The sequence below is a fragment of the Mesorhizobium sp. M1163 genome (assembly GCF_040318415.1).
Classification (GTDB): Bacteria; Pseudomonadota; Alphaproteobacteria; order Rhizobiales; family Rhizobiaceae; genus Mesorhizobium.
Genome location: NZ_JAMYMF010000025.1, coordinates 38,424 through 54,211 on the forward strand (window position 1 = coordinate 38,424; position 15,788 = coordinate 54,211).

A 15,788-nucleotide genomic window follows, 5' to 3' on the forward strand; every position below is an offset into this window, starting at 1 on the left:
CAACACCCGAAGCGAGGCATTTCATGGCTAGGCAGTTCGTGTTCTCTTCCGAATCGGTTGGCGCGGGACACCCGGATAAGTTGGCCGACAACATCTCGGATGCCATCCTCGATGCCATCCTCCGCACCGATCCCAAGGCGCGCGTCGCCTGTGAAGCGTTGGTAAAATCAGGGATGGTCGTTCTGGCTGGCGAGATTACCAGCGATGCGCAGGTGGATTATAGCCAAGTTGCGCGCGATACGATTCTCGATATTGGATACGACAACGAGGCCGTCGGCTTTGACGGCCGGCGTTGCTCCGTCGTTCATGCACTCACCGAGCAGTCGCCCGACATCAGCCAGGGCGTTGACGAGGGACGAGGGCAGGACCTCCAACAGGGAGCGGGAGATCAGGGCCTCATGTTCGGCTACGCATGCCGCGAAACCGATACTCTGATGCCTTTGCCGATCCAGCTCGCTCATCGCTTGACGAAACAACAGGCAGATGTCCGGAAAGCACGACAGCTTGGCTGGTTGCGTCCTGACATGAAATCCCAAGTCTCAGTGCGCTATGAGGGGTTGCGCCCGGTCGCCCTGGATACCATCGTCGTATCGACCCAACATGACGAGCAGGTCTCGCAAGAGACGGTCCGCGAGGGCGTCATTGAGGAAATCATAAAGCCTGTCCTGCCGACCCACCTGGAGACGGAAGGCATCAGAATTCTGGTCAACCCGACGGGGAGGTTCGTAGTCGGCGGGCCGCGCGGCGACTGCGGTCTCACTGGACGCAAGATCATCGTCGATTCCTATGGTGGGATGGGTCGTCACGGCGGCGGCGCCTTTTCGGGCAAGGACCCGTCCAAGGTTGACCGCTCAGCTGCCTATGCGGCCCGGTATGTCGCAAAGAATATCGTCGCTAGCGGACTTGCGGACGTCTGCGAGGTGCAGCTTGCTTACGCAATCGGCGTGGCCAGTCCGGTTTCTGTCATGGTCAACACGTTCGGAACAGCGAGGGTTGAGGAAAGAAGGATCGAGCGCCTCATTCTTGAGTTGTTCGATCTCAGACCGAAGGGCATTATCAAGATGCTTGATCTCTTACGCCCTATCTACCGCAAGACCGCGACCTATGGCCATTTCGGCCGTGAAGAGCCTGATTTCACCTGGGAGAAGACAGACAGGGCCGACGAATTGCGTCGCGAGGCAGGACTTGCCGCCCCGTGAGGGCTGGCGCCGAACCGATTGGCAAGCGGAAAGCCCATTCCCACTGGCCAGACCCGCCGGCGGCCGGCATGCCAGAAAGCCGGTGGGCTTTTGGCGGAGACATGAATTGATGCCGGACTATGACGTGCTTTGTATCGGGAATGCCATCGTCGACATCATCGCCCAGTGCGACGAGGCGTTCCTGGAGACGAACGGCATCATCAAGGGCGCGATGATTTTGATCGACACGAGGCGCGCCGAACTGCTCTACAGCCGCATGGGCCCGGCCATCGAAGCCTCGGGCGGCAGCGCCGGCAACACGGCGGCGGGCGTCGCCTCCTTCGGCGGCCGCGCCGCCTTCTTCGGCAAGGTCTCGAACGACGCGCTCGGCGAAATCTACGCGCACGACATCCATGCCCAGGGCGTCGCCTTCGACACCAGGCCGCTCAGCGGCGAGCCACCGACGGCGCGCTCGATGATCTTCGTCACGCCGGACGGCGAGCGCTCGATGAACACCTATCTCGGCGCTTGCGTCGAGCTCGGCCCGGAGGACGTTGAGGCCGACAAGGCGTCGGGCGCCGCGGTCACCTATTTCGAGGGCTATCTGTGGGACCCGCCGCGCGCCAAGGAGGCGATCAGGCAGACGGCGAAGTTCGCCCATGCCGCCGGGCGCGAAGTGTCGATGACCCTGTCGGACTCCTTCTGCGTCGACCGCTACCGCGACGAATTCCTCGACCTAATGCGCTCCGGCACCGTGGATATCGTCTTTGCCAACAGCCACGAGATCAAGTCGCTCTACCAGACCGCGTCCTTCGACGAGGCGCTGGCGCAGATCCGCAGGGACTGCAAGATCGCCATTGTCACCCGTTCGGAAAAGGGCTCGGTCATCGTCCGCGGCGACGAGACCGTGACCATCAATGCGACCAGGATCCGCGAGCTGGTCGACACCACAGGCGCCGGCGACCTCTACGCCGCCGGCTTCCTCTACGGCTACACGCAAGGCCGCAGCCTGAAGCAGTGCGGCGATCTCGGCTCGCTAGCGGCCGGCCTGGTCATCCAGCAGATCGGCCCAAGGCCACGCCAGAATTTGCGCAGAGAGGCCGAGCAGGCGGGGCTGCTGTAGGTGGCGAGCCAAGAACCAGCTGCCCACCCTCCTTAATCCAGCCCGAGCCTTTTCTTCAGTTCCGCATTCTCCTTGCGGAGACGATCGGCAAGCAGGCTCTTTAGCCGCTTGTTTTCTTCCTCGAGCGCGACGAGATCCTTCAGCCCGTCACTGTCCGCCGCAGGCGCCGCCGCCTTCTTCCAAAGATAGTATGTCTGTTCCGAGATGCCGGCTTGCTTCACCGCGCTCTTGAGAGTAGCGCCGCCGCCGATCGAGGTCTCGATCTGCGCCAGCTTCTGGGCACGATCCTTCGCGGAGTAGCTCTTTCGGCCCGTTCGCGCTGACGGCGGTGCTTCAGTGGTCGCGGATATCGGCTTGGCAGGCGCGCTCGCCTCAGCTTCTGGCTTCCTCGACCGCCGCGCTCTCGTCTTCGGTTTTGGCGTTTCCGTTTTGTCTGCCGGTTCGCTATGAACTACTGCTGACTCGGTCTCCAGGGGATTGGCCATGAAATGCTCCACTCGCGGTTTGTGCAAAGGTTCAGCATCAAGGGCCACTACAGTAGAGTCAACAAGCTGACGATTTAACGGCTCGACTTCCTTTGTTGTCTCGGCCATCGCCGCGGCGATGTCGAAATTGCCCCAGATGGAACGTGCGGATTTTTGATAATTGCGCTTTTGTTTGATTTCCACGGTGAATGGTCGCGTCTGCCGCCTCATAGTTCCTTCCTGAATAGGAGAATGAAGTCGCCGCTCGAATTTTTTGGCGCTTCCTGCTTAGCGCGGAGCATTATCGTATAGCCGCTCAACGGGCAAGTGATGCCGGTCTTCGATGGCTGACCATCTGGGGAGATTTGAGCGGCTTCGCACGTCCTGCGCATGCCTGTAAGGCCGCCAAGTTTTCTGGGTTAGCAGGCGCGCACTGTGGCAGCTTGGCTTGTACGGCGAGGCCATGGTTGAGTGAGGCGAAACAAATCCAGCCCCGCGGTCAATCCCGAGGCTTCCCACAATGGCGAAGAGAACATCTTCACTCGTTCCTTTTGAGCACAAGACCTTCCGTTCGCTATGGTCGGCTGCACTCATTTCGAACCTTGGCACCCTAGTGGAAGGTGCGGCGGCAGCTTGGCTGATGACGAGCATCGCAGCAGTAATTTTTGATCGCCCATTCGTGCTGTGTACCAGCCCTGTGTCTTGCGCAAGTGGTCACGAACGGCTGCCGGAGCCTCGAAGACGCCCTAAAAACACATGCTGCGATTTTTGAACACGCTTGACGTGTTAGATTAATTCATCCACGATGCGTGTGTTGAACACGCGAGGTGAGTTATGAACATGAAAGAGCTTAGGGTTCGACTGGGCATGACTCAAAAAGATTTGGCAGAGCAGATGGCAACAACGCAACAGACTGTGGCCCGTTGGGAAACAGGCAAAACGCAGTTGAACGTCGAGCAGATCAAGGACCTTTGTCTCACGTTGAAATGCACGGTCGAGGAGCTGCTGGGCTGGAAGATTGATGTCGAGGAGTGGCGCACGAGCCCGTTTGCAATTGCCGATGCCGAAACGCGATACGGCACGCTCAGAATCAAGACGACTGTTGGCAGCCGCCAATATCCTATCGATGAAAAGGCGCGTGAATCGATTTTACGTCAGTTGAAGGAACTTCATAATCTGCGCAGAAATAACACAAGCAGGCCATGGCTGTATTGTTGGAGCCTTGACAACAAAATACTCTTGATAAATCCGCAATATGTCCGCACCATTGAGCTTATCGGTGACGATGTAGAGGAGATGCCAGAGTATTATCATCCAGAAATCTATCGGGCTTTGGATGACTGGGATAAGGGTGAGGTTTCAGGAAAGCTGAAGAAAGAATGCGATGCCATCATCGCAGAGATGGGTGATCAGGAAGCCGTGCGCATGGCCTCCTATGTTCGCGTCACATATGACGACGGAGAAGATGAGTGGAACTTCTTGGATGAAGAAACCGCTACGACTTTCTTCGGATTGGAAGCTGCGACCTTTGACGTTCCCCAGTGTAGTTTCGCCGAAGTGGAGGAAGAAGGTTACTACCGAGCGCGATACGCCAACCTTGATCGCGTCGCGGTGATGGAGGTTCCAAGCGACCGTTATCACAGATTGACCGCGCCCGAGGAAGCTTAGAACCATCCACGAAGGGCGCATGTTACATCTCGACCTTGCGTGGTGCGTTTTCAGTACGAGATGACGTTAAGCGTAGGTAGTGGCAGGTAAGAGTGCTCGACCAGAAGCTCAACTGCCTCCTCAATATCGCTGCCGATGTGCCGCAGGACACGTCCACGGGAGCGTGGATAGGCGTAAAGTTCCTGCACTCCACGGTCCGCTCTCCCATCGCCGGTGTGTGCCCGACGCCATCTTGTGGACGAGCTTGGCCGCCTGCACCCGGTTGTATTCCGGCTTGCGGTCCGCCTGGGCGGTCCGCCGCGATGGCTATCTCCATGTCAATCGGCGCCGAACTTTGACTGCCCGCTGCTTTTGATGAATTTGGCGAGGTCCCGCGCATAATCACTCTTGGTCTTCTCCTTGAGGCCCTGTGTCGCGAACTTGTGGTCCAGCAGGGCAAACAGGTCCAAGTCCCCTTCCGCCTGTGGCGCTGGCTTGCCCTCACCGCCCTCGGCTCCCCAATTGGGGACCGCTTCTGCGCGCTGCACCGTGGCGATTGTCCGCCCAAGACGCATCACAAGATCGAACGCCAAACCGTGCGCGTGCACGACGATTTGCCGCTCAGGCCTCATTTGGACAGGACTTGAGCTGGCCCGGTGGTTTGAGCCGGGTTACCTTGAGCCGGTGGGCTGCGAACAAGCAGTTCGAGACATTGGCCTCGATCACTTCGCAACACGCCGCTGCGCCTGGCCTCGGTGTGCTCCCCCCGAAATCGTTGTGTCATATCACCGAGGGCATCACGGCCAACAGCTTCCACATGGGCAACAGCCTCGCCATTGACCCGAATATGGTCGCGAGCAGATTACCAACGAAGCGGTCGGAACCTCGGAGCCGAAGTTCGACGCCGAGGTGGTTCGCATGATGCGCTAAGCAGCACCACGGGGCTTGCCGGTATGTTTGCTGCCGGCAGCCGACGAACTCCTATCCTCCTGGACAAGGGCGCCGTGCGTCATTGCTTTGATTTACCGGCCGCTCAAGGCTTCCACAGTTTTCGCTTTCGAGGCGACCTTTGGAACATGCCAACGGAAATTTAATATAACGACATAAACATTTCTTTATGCGGTATTGACAAAGAAGCGAACTGCTGTGATTGTCTCCCGTGTCGTGGTTCTCCGTACGGCGCTGCCGCAGCGGAGTTAAGAGGGAAGCCGGTGCGATGCCGGCGCTGCCCCCGCAACTGTTAGCGGCGAGCCAACCCCACTCATGTCACTGAGGCGAATAGCCTTGGGAGGACGGGTAGCTGGCTATGACCCCGCGAGCCAGGAGACCTGCCACGGCGAATTACGTCCACAGGCGGGGTGTCTCGGTGGCCGCCGCAGCCTGGCGTTCGTGCCGGCCTGCTAGCGCCTTCCTTGTCACCGACGCCCCAACCATCGGGGTATGGCATGACTGTCTCTCATCAAATTCCTGTAGCAACGCTCGGCGTGCCGCGCTTCGGTCGTCGGCGAGAACTGAAATTCGCGCTTGAAAGTTACTGGTCCGGAAAATCTTCCGCCCCCGACCTTCTCACGACGGCGAAGGCGCTCCGTGCCGCTAGCTGGGAGGAGCAGCACGATCGCGGCGTGTCGAAAATCCCGTCGAACGACTTCTCGCTCTACGACCATGTGCTCGACACCGCAGCCATGGTCGGCGCCGTTCCATCCCGTTACGGCTGGAATTGCGGCGAGGTCCCACTTGACATCTACTTCGCAATGGCGCGCGGCAACCAGGGTCAGACGGAGGATTGTGGACACGCTGGTCACCAGCAGGCGGCTCGTCGGCCTGATGTAACCGCGATGGAAATGACCAAGTGGTTTGACACCAACTATCACTACATTGTGCCGGAACTCGACGATGATCAGACGTTCGCCCTCTCGTCGACGAAACCGGCCGACTACTTCCTCGAGGCTAAAGCTCTCGGCATTCACACACGCCCAGTCATCCTTGGACCAATCACCTTCCTCAAGCTGGCGAAATCGCCTGCCGAAGGATTCGATCCCATCGCGCTCCTGCCGCGGCTGCTGCCCGTCTACGAGCAACTCCTGCAGAGGCTGAAGCTGTCTGGAGCCGACTGGGTGCAGATCGATGAGCCAGCGCTTGTCCTCGATCTGAACCCGAACGAACGAGCTGCGTTCGAATTCGCCTATGGCCAGCTGTCGAAAGCCGCGCCCGAGCTGAAGATCATGCTGGCTACCTATTTCGGGCCGCTGGGAGACAATCTCGAAACCGCGGTTTCTCTGCCCCTGGCCGGGCTGCATGTTGATCTCGTGCGCGCTCCCGAGCAGCTGGAAACGGTGGGTCGGCTCGCACCGAAGGATCTGGTGCTCTCGCTTGGCTTGATCGATGGCCGCAACGTCTGGCGTGCGAACCTGCCCGCCATTCTCGACCGCATCAAACCGATCGTCGCCGGCTGGCCCTTGGACCGCGTCGAGATCGCGCCTTCTTGCTCGATGCTGCATGTGCCGATCGACCTCCGCATGGAGACGGAACTCGACGCGGACATCAGGTCGTGGCTCGCCTTCGCGGCCCAGAAGACCGACGAGTTGGTGTTGCTTGCCCGGGCCCTGTCCCAAGGAAGGGATGCGGTGGCAGGCGCGTTGAAAGCGTCTGCCGAGGCTGCCGCCACTCGCGTGACATCCACGAAGATCCATGACCCACTGGTTGAGGGGCGGATCGCCAGCATTGACGACAGCATGAAGCGACGAGAGAGCGCTTTTGCCGAGCGCTCCAGAGTCCAGGCCGGCACGCTCGGGCTGCCGCCGTTCCCGACGACGACCATCGGGTCCTTCCCGCAGACGCCGCAGGTACGCAGGGCGCGGGCCGCTCATGCGAAGGGCCAGCTGAGCTATGTCGACTACGAGACCTTCCTGAAGAAGGAGATCGAGGCTGCAATTCGCTGGCAGGAAGAGATCGGGCTGGACGTGCTGGTGCACGGTGAGTTCGAACGAAACGACATGGTACAGTATTTCGGCGAGCAGCTGTCCGGCTTCGCCTTCACCCAGCATGCCTGGGTGCAGAGCTATGGGTCGCGTTACGTGCGCCCCCCCATCATCTTCGGCGACGTATCGAGGCGCAATCCGATGACGCTGCGCTGGTGGCAATTCGCCCAGTCGCTTACGGAAAACCCTGTGAAGGGAATGCTCACAGGCCCAGTGACCATTCTCAACTGGTCTTTTGTTCGCGACGACGTACCGCGCTCCGAAGCATGCCGCCAGATCGCGCTCGCCATCCGCGACGAAGTGACGGATCTCGAATGGTCCGGCGCAAGGATGATCCAGATCGATGAGGCCGCGTTTCGCGAAGGATTGCCACTGCGCCAGTCTGATTGGAACGACTATCTCGACTGGGCTGTCGAATGCTTCCGGATCGCTTCAACGGGTGTAAAGGACGCGACTCAAATCCATACCCACATGTGCTATTCGGAGTTCAACGAGATCATCGACGCGATCGCTGAAATGGATGCGGATGTCATTTCGATTGAGACGTCGCGCTCGAAAATGGAACTGCTGGACGCCTTCACGAGCTCCAAATATCCGAACGAAATCGGGCCCGGAGTCTACGACATTCACTCACCACGTGTCCCGGAAGTCGGGGAGATTTCGGATCTCGTCATGCTTGCCCGCGAGCGACTGTCGGATTCCCAACTGTGGGTAAACCCGGACTGTGGCCTCAAAACACGCAAATGGGAGGAGGTCCGCCCTGCCCTCATGAACATGGTCGATGCAGCACGTGCGCTCCGGGAGAAAGTGTAGGCTCCGGAGGGTTTCTTGGTTGCTCACCATGTGGTGAGTCACCGGCTGCCGCATGTCGGCCGTGAATGTGCCAAAACGCGATCACATCCTTTGAAATAAGTCACTCAAGCGAGAATGTGCACTTTCCTTCGGCACGTGTATTAATCGCGCAGGAGTAAAGGGTACCGTTTTCTCCCTGTGACGTGTCGAGTTCGAAGGGGATGTGATTGGCGTCGAGACCGCTCCGGCCATGGGTTATCAGCATGCCAAGTGCGCTGTTCTCGATCAGTTCGTAAAGGACTTCTCGGCTCGGTTCATCGAAATGCGCGGGTACATACATGACAGGTTCCTTCACTGGCCGCCGGGTTCGCTGTTCACCGGTTGACATCCGATGGCAAGCGTTCCAACGCGGCGGCGATCTGGCGCTTCGCTGCTGAGGGCAGAGGCAGGATGGGACGCGGGGGGTCGGCACGGCAAATGTCGAGCAATTCGGCAAGTGCATAGACGACGCGAAGGCTCGAGAACTCCTTGAAGAGGCTCCAGAGCGGCGCAAGCGTGGCATCGATCCGTCGCGCTTCGGCCGCATCGCCCTGTTGCGCCGCCGTGACGATCTTCACGCAGACCTCGGGCAGGATGCCGGCGAGGACGCTGTACCATGTGTCGGCGCCGGCGATTATGGCCTCTGCAGCGTTCCAGTCGCCGCTGTAGCCGATCGAGAACCCTTCCGGCACAGTGCGCCTCTGGTCGGCCAGATGGCTCTTGATCGCATCGCCCTTGTCTGTCGGATTCTTGATAGCGACAATCCCACCCACCTTTGCCAGGCGGCTGACGAGTGCTGGGGTGAAATGGAAATGCGTCGTTCCTGGATTGTCGTAGACGACGATCGGCAGGCCGCTCTCGCACGCCACCGTCGAGAAATGTTCGAACACCTCGTCCTCAGTGAGCGGGGTGTAGGAGGCGGCTGCAAGCAGCCCCGCGGCAGCTCCAAGGGCCTTGGCGTCCTGCGCGAACCTCACTGCTTCATCGGTGCGCAACGCGCCCACACCCACCACGACCGGCGTTCGCCCGGCGATTTCGTCCAAGGTCTCGGCGAGCGTCCGTCGCCGTTCCTCGCGCGACAGATACATGTAGGTGCCGGTGCTGCCGAGAAGACCGATGGAGTCGACCTGAGCGGCGCCAAGCCGAGCAATCAGCCTGCGCAGAGCAACGGTATCGACGCGGCCGTCACGATCGGCGGGCGTGATGGGAAACGCGGAAAGACCGCTCAGGAATGCCATGGCAAGGCTCCAGGTTTGTGCGTGAGCGCAGGACTGGCCGGACGACAGGTCATCACAAGGCGTCCAGAGCCCGCCGCAGGTCGGCGATTAGGTCATCGGCGTCTTCAAGACCCACCGAGAGGCGCATGAGGTCCTCGCCGACTCCATCGGCCAGATGCGCATCCTTGCGGATCGGCTGACGAGCACGGGTCAGGCTTGCCGGATGATAGATGAGACTGTCGGCATCGCCGAGGCTGACAGCGCGAGTGATCAGTTTGAGCCGGTCCATCATCCGGCGCGCGCCTTCGTATCCAGCGCGCAGGCCAAAGGCCAACATGCCCGACCCCTTGGACATCTGCTTTCGCGCCGTCACCTGATCAGGGTGCGAGTCGAGGAAGGGATAACTTACCCATGCCACCGCCGGGTGCGCTTCGAGCGCCCGAGCCACCGCAACGGCCGTGGCGCTGTGCCGCTCCATGCGGAGCGTGAGCGTCTTCAGACCGCGCAGGATCAGGAAGGCTGACATGGGCGAGAGCGCTGCGCCGGTGATGTAGCGCAGGCCCGTTTCGTGCAGCGTGCGGAGCGTTTGCGCGTCGCCGAGAATCGCCCCGCCAAGGGCATCGCCGTGCCCATTGATGTATTTGGTCAGCGAGTGGAGCACGAGGTCTGCCCCATGTTCGAGCGGCCGCTGGAGCGCTGGGGAGGCGAAGGTGCTGTCGACTGCAACCTTTACACCGCGCGCGTGGGCGCGCTCGGCAATGGCAGCGATGTCGAGGATGCGGCTCAGCGGATTCACCGGCGTCTCGAAGAAAACAAGCCGGGTCCGCTCGGTGATCGCGGCATCGAGATTGTGAGGATCGGACAGGTCGACCGCGACGACCTTGATGCCGAAGCGGGGGACCGCCTGTTCGACCATGGCAAGCGTGTTCGCATAAAGCGTCTTGTGGACGATTAGTTCATCGCCTTGGGACAGGAGCGACAAGATCAGTGTGCCGAAAGCCGCCATCCCCGAGGCAACGACCAAACCTGCCTCGGCTCCTTCCAGATTGGCGAGCCGTTGCTCGAGGATCTCCGTCGTGGGATTGTATTCGCGCGCATAGAGCCTTCCGCCAAGGGCGGCGGCTGCCTCGTTCGCTGCCACGCTTTCGAATCCATAGGTCGAGGTCAAGAAGACTGGCGGCTGAACGGCATTGGAAAAGCCGGCCGGATCGTAGCCATGATGGATCGCCCGAGTGGCGAATCCGGGACCGGTGTCGTTGAGCGACCGCGTGAGAGCATCGGTTTCGGATTGATAGGAACGGGTCATTCGGCCTCTAAGATCTTTCTTGGGTTTCCGAAAGATTGACGGCAAACTGGCCAATGTGAAATATCCAGTTGGCGATGAATGAAATGGTCCAGTCTTCAAGTGCCGGTTCTGCAGGTCGCACGCACGCGATGGGTGCACGCCAGATCTACGAGGCTCTTCGCGAGCAGATCCTCGGAAGTGTCTACGAAACCGGCAGTCAGCTGCCGTCCTCCCGAGGCCTCGCAAATGACCTTGGGGTTTCGCGAACGACGGTGACGGTCGCCTATGAGCAATTGGCTGCGGAAGGTTTCATCGACGTCCGTCAAGGCGCACGACCCCGCGTTGCATCTTCGTTGATCGGTCCTGGGACAAGCCGCACGCCTGCGAAACGGGTCCGCCCGGTTCTTCTGTCCGCCTATGGGGGCCGACTGCGCGTTACGCCGCCCTGGCCGGATTATCTGCCGACTGGGCTGAAGGTCGATTTCCGCTATGGCGACCTGGCGCCGTCAGACTTCCCCGCATTGGTCTGGAAACGTGCGATGAACGAGGCGATGGGGCAGCGCCCGTTGCGTCTTGCCTATGAGGATCCGCGCGGCTCGCGCCGGCTGCGGCAGGCGCTCCAGGGCTATCTCTGGCGCGCCCGAACCCTGAGCTGCGACCTCGAGCAGATCATCATCGTCAACGGTTCGCAGCAGGGCCTCGACCTGTGCGCGCGCCTGCTTCTCGATCCCGCCGACCGCTTTGTCATCGAGGACCCGTGCTATAGGATGGCGCGTCAGGTCTTTGCCAGTACGGGTGCCTCGCCCATCCCGGTCACCGTCGACGAGGACGGGATGAAGACGGAGTTGCTGGCGGGGATCGGGGCGCGACTGGCCTATGTCACGCCATCGCATCAGTTTCCGCTGGGCGGCGTCATGCCGATCGCGCGCCGCCATCAGCTTCTGGAATGGGCGCGGCACAACAACGCCTATGTGATCGAGGACGACTACGACAGCGAATATCGCTACGATATCAATCCGGTCCCTCCGCTGCACAGTCTTGAGGACCACGGGGCTGTCATCTACCTCGGCACGATCTCCAAAACGCTCTCGCCGATGCTGCGTATCGGCTATCTCGTCGTCCCGACGGAATTGCAGGAGGTCTTCGCAACCGCCAAACAATTCGCGGACCGGCATTCGCCGGTGGCTGAACAGGAGGCTCTGGCCTGTTTGATCGAGAGTGGCGGCTACGAAAGCCATGTGCGGCGTGTGCGCAGGCTGAACGGCGAGCGTCGGGAGACGTTGTTGGGCGCCTTGCGGCGCAGCTTCGGAGATCGCATCGCTGTCCAGGGAGCAGAGGCCGGTCTGCACGTCGTCGTTTGGTTCGACGAACTGCCGCGATCGCGGGAAACGACCCTGGTCGAAGCCGCCCGAGGCGCGGGCCTGGGGCTACACCTGATCTCGCCCCTTTACGAGCGGCAGTCGGACGAAGGCCACATCGATCGCGTGGGGCTTGTCATGGGCTATGCCGCCTTGAGCATTCGGCAGATCGAGAAGGGCGTTGAGGTCCTGCGAGCGGTTGTCAGGCAGGTGCAAGACGCGTTGCCGGGACACGGTGGCTAAAACGGCGGGGACGTGGCGTGCTGGCGAGGAAACCGACCCTTGGGCTGAACCGCGTTTTCGTTGCAAAGCCAACTGGACTGGGAAAACGCCATACCATGCTGTTGATCAGGCCAGTTTGGCGGGAGATTTTCGTGAGACGAATTTCCGAAAGCGATGCATGACCCGGCAAGAAAAGCTGCTTCACATCCATATCGCGCCCGCTGCCTCCTATGAAATGGAGGATCTGGAGGAGGCGTAGCTTGTTGCCGGCCGAGGTGGGCTCGAGCACCCGCAAGACATAATCGACGATCTCTGTCAGGCCTTGTCCACCGCCGAATGATGGAATTATCCAGCGCATGGTGCGGCATGCACCATGGCGACGCCAGAAGATCTGGACGCTCGACAAGCACCTTTCTTGAAACATTTCCCGAACCACCCGCAGCGCAAAGCCTCCCCATGAGAAAAGAGCATCCCATGTCTTTCACGCCATTGATTGACCCCGAGAACAAGGCCCGCTACCCGGATTTTCATCTGATCAGCATTGTGGTGCGGAACGCTGAAATCGACGTGCCGGATGCACAGGCGTTAACGACACGATTGCGGCGGCGGAACAGGCGGCGCTTCGCGATGACGCCCAAAGGGACGCGCATCTTGCGCGTGGGCCGTTGCCTACGAGGCTTTCGGCACAAAGGCCAATCGAACGCCGTGCTCGGCCGCCGCGCTTCTCAAGCGGGTGCGGAAAGATGGCTCTCTCCCGCGGATATCCCCACTGGTTGATGCCTACAATGCCGTCAGCGTGCTGTACGGCGTTCCGATTGGCGGGGAGGATCTCGATCTTTAACAGGGGTCCCGAGACTTCTAATTGCGAAGGGAGCGGAGCCATTCGGCACGATCGAGCAAGGTGAAATGGTAACCGAGCATCCCGAACCGGGCGAAGTCATCTGGTGTGATGATGCCGGTGTTACGTGCCGCCGCTGGAACTGGCGGCAGGGGCGGCGCACCATGGGTCACGGTCGATACCCGCGCCATGTGGCTCGTGCTGGAAGCCCTCGGCCCAATGTCAGCTATACAGATGACGGGCACCGGAGAGCATTTGATGGGACTTATCCAAGCGTTGTGCCCGGGTGCGCGAATCGAAACCGCGCGGATCGACGAATCCACTACATCTCGTGTCCCTTAGGGCATCGCCCCACGGAGAAACACCCCACTCAGCCCTGTCCGGATCTGGCGCTCCTTGCTCGCTCCGCTGGCCTACACAGTTGATTGCGAACGACCCAGAACGGCTCTCGAAAACGAGCGTCGAATGAAATCAGATCACCGTTTGTTCTCCCTTAGCGTTGTTGGGCGTACTTTTATCGCGATGCCCTCCAGTGTTGGATGTCCAAATTACGCAAGCTCGGTCGAGTGATCGCGGAGAAGCTTAATGTCGACTACATCGAAATTCATGGAGCGGTACGGACAACGGGTTCGAACCCGGGACGTCGTCCCGGTGTCGTCAGGCTCTCCCATCCGACTGAGCCTCGGTTTTCTTCACGGCGCGAATACTCCTGAGGCCGCCCGGATTCTCGTTAAGAGACAGCTGCCGCTCAGGACGGCCCACGCGATACTCACGGAGATGGTCGATCACGGCAAGGCGTTCGTGACGGTTCCTTGCGTCGACGACCTAATGGCACTGAAGAATGAACTGTCGTCCGCAGGCGTGATCGCGAAGGTTCATGCGCCGCGGCCGATAAGTGTTCGCGAAGTCCGGGATCGCACGAAGCTCTCTCAGGAGGCATTCTCCGTGAGGTATGGCCTCGATCTGGCAACGCTTCGAAACTGGGAGCAAGGTCGCTCGAAACCGGATGCAGCGGCGAATACTCTCCTTTGGACCATCGCCCGGAATCCGGAAGCAGTCGAAGAATCGCTGGACATGGAGGACGGAGTGGCTGCCCCTTCGCCCTAAGGGGGCCGATCACTTCGGCGCGCGGCAATTCGGCCGCCAGCGCGATGGCCGGCCGCCGCGCGGTATCGCCAGCGCGCGAGCCTCATGCGTCAGACGCCTTCCTTGGCATGTCGCACGCCAGATCCCAAACATGATTCCATCGCAACGAGCTGGTGACGGAAGCAGTGTCTGCACTTTGGAAACGAGCCATTTGCGTTCTCATGGACGTCGCGACTCGTCTCGTCCAGTAAAAGTCGCAATCATTGTCGATTGCGATGTTCCGCAGTCAGCTGGCCGTTTATTTTCCTAAGATCTGCGTTACAGGCCGGGGCGTTGTCGCCGTTTCGGCGGGTAAAATGGGATAGGCGAGCTCGGGTGCCTTTCCGGTCAGCGAGTTGAGGAAGGCAACAAGCAGGTCGACTTCTTCGTCCGCCAGTACCACGCCAAGCTGGGTGGTTCCCATGATGGCAACGGCCTGTTTCAGATCCCAAACCTTGCCCGAATGAAAGTATGGCGCGGTGAGTGCAACGTTGCGCAGCGGCGCCACGCGGAAAACATAGGAATCGTCGGCAGTATTGGTGACCGCAAATCGGCCCTTGTCTTTTTCCGGCAGGACCTCGGCGCTGGGCTGTTCCACGAGGCCGAATGGGTAATAGGCTTGCCCACCAACGTTCATACCGCCATGGCAGGACGAGCAGCCTTTGTCCATGAAAAGCGCCAGGCCCTGTTTCTGTTCGGAAGTCATGGCGGCGTCATCGCCATTCAGGAAACTGTCGAAGGGGGCCGGCGTGACCAGTGTCGCCTCGAAGGCTTCGATTGCCTTGGCGAGGTTGTCGAAGGTGACCCGATCGGCTTCAGCCGGAAAAGCTGCATCGAACCACTCGACATATTGCGGCATGGACTTGAGCGTGGTGATGACTTGGCCCGGTGTATTGGCCATTTCGATCCCGGCTTGGACCGGTCCCTTCGCCTGAGCCTTCAGGTCTTCGGCACGACCATCCCAGAACTGGGCGATGTTGAAGACAGCGTTCAGTACAGTCGGCGCGTTGCGCTGTCCCTTCTGCCAACCATGGCCGATCGAGGTTTCGTGATTGTCGTCGCCGCCGGTGGCCAGGTTGTGGCACGAGTTGCACGACAAGACGCCTGACGCAGAGACGCGTGGATCGAAGAACAGTGCCTTGCCGAGAGCGATCTTTTCCGGGGTGATCGGGTTGTTGGCGACTGCCGGCGTGGTGGGTGGCAAAGCCTTGAAAGTGGCCATTGCCGTTTCTCTGAGGTCTGCGGGGATCGAATCCGCAGCAAAGGCGGTGGCCGTCAGCAAGGGGACAGCCATCGCACTGAATAGGATTTTCATAAATGATCTCGCTGCGTCGTGCACGCAGCCACTCTGGGATATGCGGCTCATGAACGCCCTGCGCTAGATCAGTTGCGGGAGAGGACCGGGTGGTCTGACACCTGTTTTTGCGGCAGAGCTTGGACCGTCCCGGAATTGAACGCTCTTCTCGATTGGATTTTGGGAGGCGGAGGATCGCTGCTCGGCAAGCGGCGGCGCCGGAGCCGT

At 60.2% G+C, this 15,788-nt stretch carries 15 protein-coding genes, 1 pseudogene and 1 riboswitch; of the genes and pseudogenes, 9 read left to right on the plus strand and 7 right to left on the minus strand.

Translation table 11 applies throughout. The features are described 5' to 3' along the window. Positions 1-23: 23 nt before the first annotated feature. Positions 24-1,199 (plus strand): methionine adenosyltransferase, encoded by a 1,176-nt coding sequence (gene metK / locus NKH43_RS22600; protein WP_352542141.1) that lies wholly within the window; start codon positions 24-26, stop codon positions 1,197-1,199. A 109-nt stretch (positions 1,200-1,308) separates the two neighbouring features. Further along, positions 1,309-2,301, plus strand: a complete 993-nt coding sequence (locus NKH43_RS22605) for an adenosine kinase (protein WP_352859959.1) — start codon at positions 1,309-1,311, stop codon at positions 2,299-2,301. 32 nt (positions 2,302-2,333) lie between these two features. Here the strand turns inward: NKH43_RS22605 and NKH43_RS22610 are convergent, their stop codons facing one another. Continuing rightward, positions 2,334-2,996, minus strand: a complete 663-nt coding sequence (locus tag NKH43_RS22610; protein WP_352542143.1) for a transposase — start codon at positions 2,994-2,996, stop codon at positions 2,334-2,336. 289 nt (positions 2,997-3,285) lie between these two features. Here NKH43_RS22610 and NKH43_RS22615 point away from each other — a divergent pair, with 289 nt between their 5' ends. Together NKH43_RS22615 and NKH43_RS22620 are read left to right on the plus strand one after the other, a co-directional pair. Beyond that, positions 3,286-3,537: an MFS transporter gene (locus NKH43_RS22615; RefSeq protein WP_352458261.1), complete on the plus strand. Its 252-nt coding sequence runs from the start codon at positions 3,286-3,288 to the stop codon at positions 3,535-3,537. A 62-nt stretch (positions 3,538-3,599) separates the two neighbouring features. Continuing rightward, complete coding sequence (locus tag NKH43_RS22620) at positions 3,600-4,433, plus strand: helix-turn-helix transcriptional regulator (protein ID WP_352515945.1); 834 nt, start codon at positions 3,600-3,602, stop codon at positions 4,431-4,433. Positions 4,434-4,750: 317 nt separating this feature from the next. Here NKH43_RS22620 and NKH43_RS22625 read toward each other — a convergent pair whose 3' ends face one another. Continuing rightward, a complete protein-coding gene (locus NKH43_RS22625) occupies positions 4,751-5,005 on the minus strand; it encodes a hypothetical protein (RefSeq protein WP_352859962.1) in 255 nt (84 codons plus the stop codon). Positions 5,006-5,560: 555 nt separating this feature from the next. Beyond that, positions 5,561-5,762: riboswitch (cobalamin riboswitch) on the plus strand. Positions 5,763-5,857: 95 nt separating this feature from the next. On the opposite strand from NKH43_RS22625, the gene metE reads away from it, so the two are divergent. Beyond that, positions 5,858-8,203 carry a 5-methyltetrahydropteroyltriglutamate--homocysteine S-methyltransferase gene (metE, locus tag NKH43_RS22630; protein WP_352860042.1) on the plus strand — a complete coding sequence of 782 codons (2,346 nt, stop codon included), beginning with the start codon at positions 5,858-5,860 and terminating at the stop codon, positions 8,201-8,203. Positions 8,204-8,303: 100 nt separating this feature from the next. Here metE and NKH43_RS22635 read toward each other — a convergent pair whose 3' ends face one another. Genes NKH43_RS22635 through NKH43_RS22645 form a run of 3 tightly spaced genes read right to left on the minus strand, consistent with a single transcriptional unit; the run spans position 8,304 to position 10,744 of the window. Beyond that, complete coding sequence (locus NKH43_RS22635; RefSeq protein WP_352517525.1) at positions 8,304-8,522, minus strand: FMN-binding negative transcriptional regulator; 219 nt, start codon at positions 8,520-8,522, stop codon at positions 8,304-8,306. Between the two features lie 34 nt (positions 8,523-8,556). Beyond that, positions 8,557-9,459: a dihydrodipicolinate synthase family protein gene (locus NKH43_RS22640; protein WP_352859964.1), complete on the minus strand. Its 903-nt coding sequence runs from the start codon at positions 9,457-9,459 to the stop codon at positions 8,557-8,559. Between the two features lie 52 nt (positions 9,460-9,511). After that, positions 9,512-10,744, minus strand: a complete 1,233-nt coding sequence (locus NKH43_RS22645) for a trans-sulfuration enzyme family protein (RefSeq protein WP_352859966.1) — start codon at positions 10,742-10,744, stop codon at positions 9,512-9,514. An 83-nt stretch (positions 10,745-10,827) separates the two neighbouring features. On the opposite strand from NKH43_RS22645, the gene pdxR reads away from it, so the two are divergent. Beyond that, the gene (gene pdxR, locus NKH43_RS22650) at positions 10,828-12,324 is read left to right on the plus strand and encodes a MocR-like pyridoxine biosynthesis transcription factor PdxR (protein ID WP_502906505.1); all 1,497 of its coding nucleotides are present in this window, start codon (positions 10,828-10,830) and stop codon (positions 12,322-12,324) included. Here pdxR and NKH43_RS22655 read toward each other — a convergent pair. Continuing rightward, positions 12,284-12,709: a hypothetical protein gene (locus tag NKH43_RS22655; protein ID WP_352859968.1), complete on the minus strand. Its 426-nt coding sequence runs from the start codon at positions 12,707-12,709 to the stop codon at positions 12,284-12,286. The two genes, pdxR and NKH43_RS22655, sit on opposite strands and share 41 nt — an antisense overlap. Before the next feature lie 68 nt (positions 12,710-12,777). On the opposite strand from NKH43_RS22655, the gene NKH43_RS22660 reads away from it, so the two are divergent. From NKH43_RS22660 to NKH43_RS22670, 3 genes and pseudogenes are all read left to right on the plus strand, one after another. Beyond that, positions 12,778-13,080, plus strand: coding sequence for a hypothetical protein (locus tag NKH43_RS22660; protein ID WP_352859970.1), 303 nt, complete (start codon positions 12,778-12,780; stop codon positions 13,078-13,080). Then, positions 13,022-13,144: pseudogene (locus tag NKH43_RS22665) on the plus strand (phenylalanine--tRNA ligase beta subunit-related protein); the annotation flags it as partial. The gene NKH43_RS22660 and the pseudogene NKH43_RS22665, both read left to right, overlap by 59 nt. A gap of 582 nt (positions 13,145-13,726) precedes the next feature. Then, complete coding sequence (locus NKH43_RS22670) at positions 13,727-14,248, plus strand: helix-turn-helix domain-containing protein (RefSeq protein ID WP_352859972.1); 522 nt, start codon at positions 13,727-13,729, stop codon at positions 14,246-14,248. 277 nt (positions 14,249-14,525) lie between these two features. On the opposite strand, the gene NKH43_RS22675 is transcribed toward NKH43_RS22670, so the two are convergent. Next, the gene (locus NKH43_RS22675; protein WP_352860046.1) at positions 14,526-15,581 is read right to left on the minus strand and encodes a cytochrome-c peroxidase; all 1,056 of its coding nucleotides are present in this window, start codon (positions 15,579-15,581) and stop codon (positions 14,526-14,528) included. Positions 15,582-15,788: the final 207 nt, after the last annotated feature.

What these genes read in the sequence shown, in the direction of transcription:
- metK (WP_352542141.1), top strand. Translation starts at nt 24, where the DNA reads ATGGCTAGGCAGTTCGTGTTCTCTTCCGAATCGGTTGGCGCGGGACAC.
- NKH43_RS22605 (WP_352859959.1), top strand. Translation starts at nt 1,309, where the DNA reads ATGCCGGACTATGACGTGCTTTGTATCGGGAATGCCATCGTCGACATC.
- NKH43_RS22610 (WP_352542143.1), bottom strand. Translation starts at nt 2,996, where the DNA reads ATGAGGCGGCAGACGCGACCATTCACCGTGGAAATCAAACAAAAGCGC.
- NKH43_RS22615 (WP_352458261.1), top strand. Translation starts at nt 3,286, where the DNA reads ATGGCGAAGAGAACATCTTCACTCGTTCCTTTTGAGCACAAGACCTTC.
- NKH43_RS22620 (WP_352515945.1), top strand. Translation starts at nt 3,600, where the DNA reads ATGAACATGAAAGAGCTTAGGGTTCGACTGGGCATGACTCAAAAAGAT.
- metE (WP_352860042.1), top strand. Translation starts at nt 5,858, where the DNA reads ATGACTGTCTCTCATCAAATTCCTGTAGCAACGCTCGGCGTGCCGCGC.
- NKH43_RS22635 (WP_352517525.1), bottom strand. Translation starts at nt 8,522, where the DNA reads ATGTATGTACCCGCGCATTTCGATGAACCGAGCCGAGAAGTCCTTTAC.
- NKH43_RS22640 (WP_352859964.1), bottom strand. Translation starts at nt 9,459, where the DNA reads ATGGCATTCCTGAGCGGTCTTTCCGCGTTTCCCATCACGCCCGCCGAT.
- NKH43_RS22645 (WP_352859966.1), bottom strand. Translation starts at nt 10,744, where the DNA reads ATGACCCGTTCCTATCAATCCGAAACCGATGCTCTCACGCGGTCGCTC.
- pdxR (WP_502906505.1), top strand. Translation starts at nt 10,828, where the DNA reads ATGGTCCAGTCTTCAAGTGCCGGTTCTGCAGGTCGCACGCACGCGATG.
- NKH43_RS22660 (WP_352859970.1), top strand. Translation starts at nt 12,778, where the DNA reads ATGTCTTTCACGCCATTGATTGACCCCGAGAACAAGGCCCGCTACCCG.
- NKH43_RS22670 (WP_352859972.1), top strand. Translation starts at nt 13,727, where the DNA reads ATGTCGACTACATCGAAATTCATGGAGCGGTACGGACAACGGGTTCGA.
- NKH43_RS22675 (WP_352860046.1), bottom strand. Translation starts at nt 15,581, where the DNA reads ATGAAAATCCTATTCAGTGCGATGGCTGTCCCCTTGCTGACGGCCACC.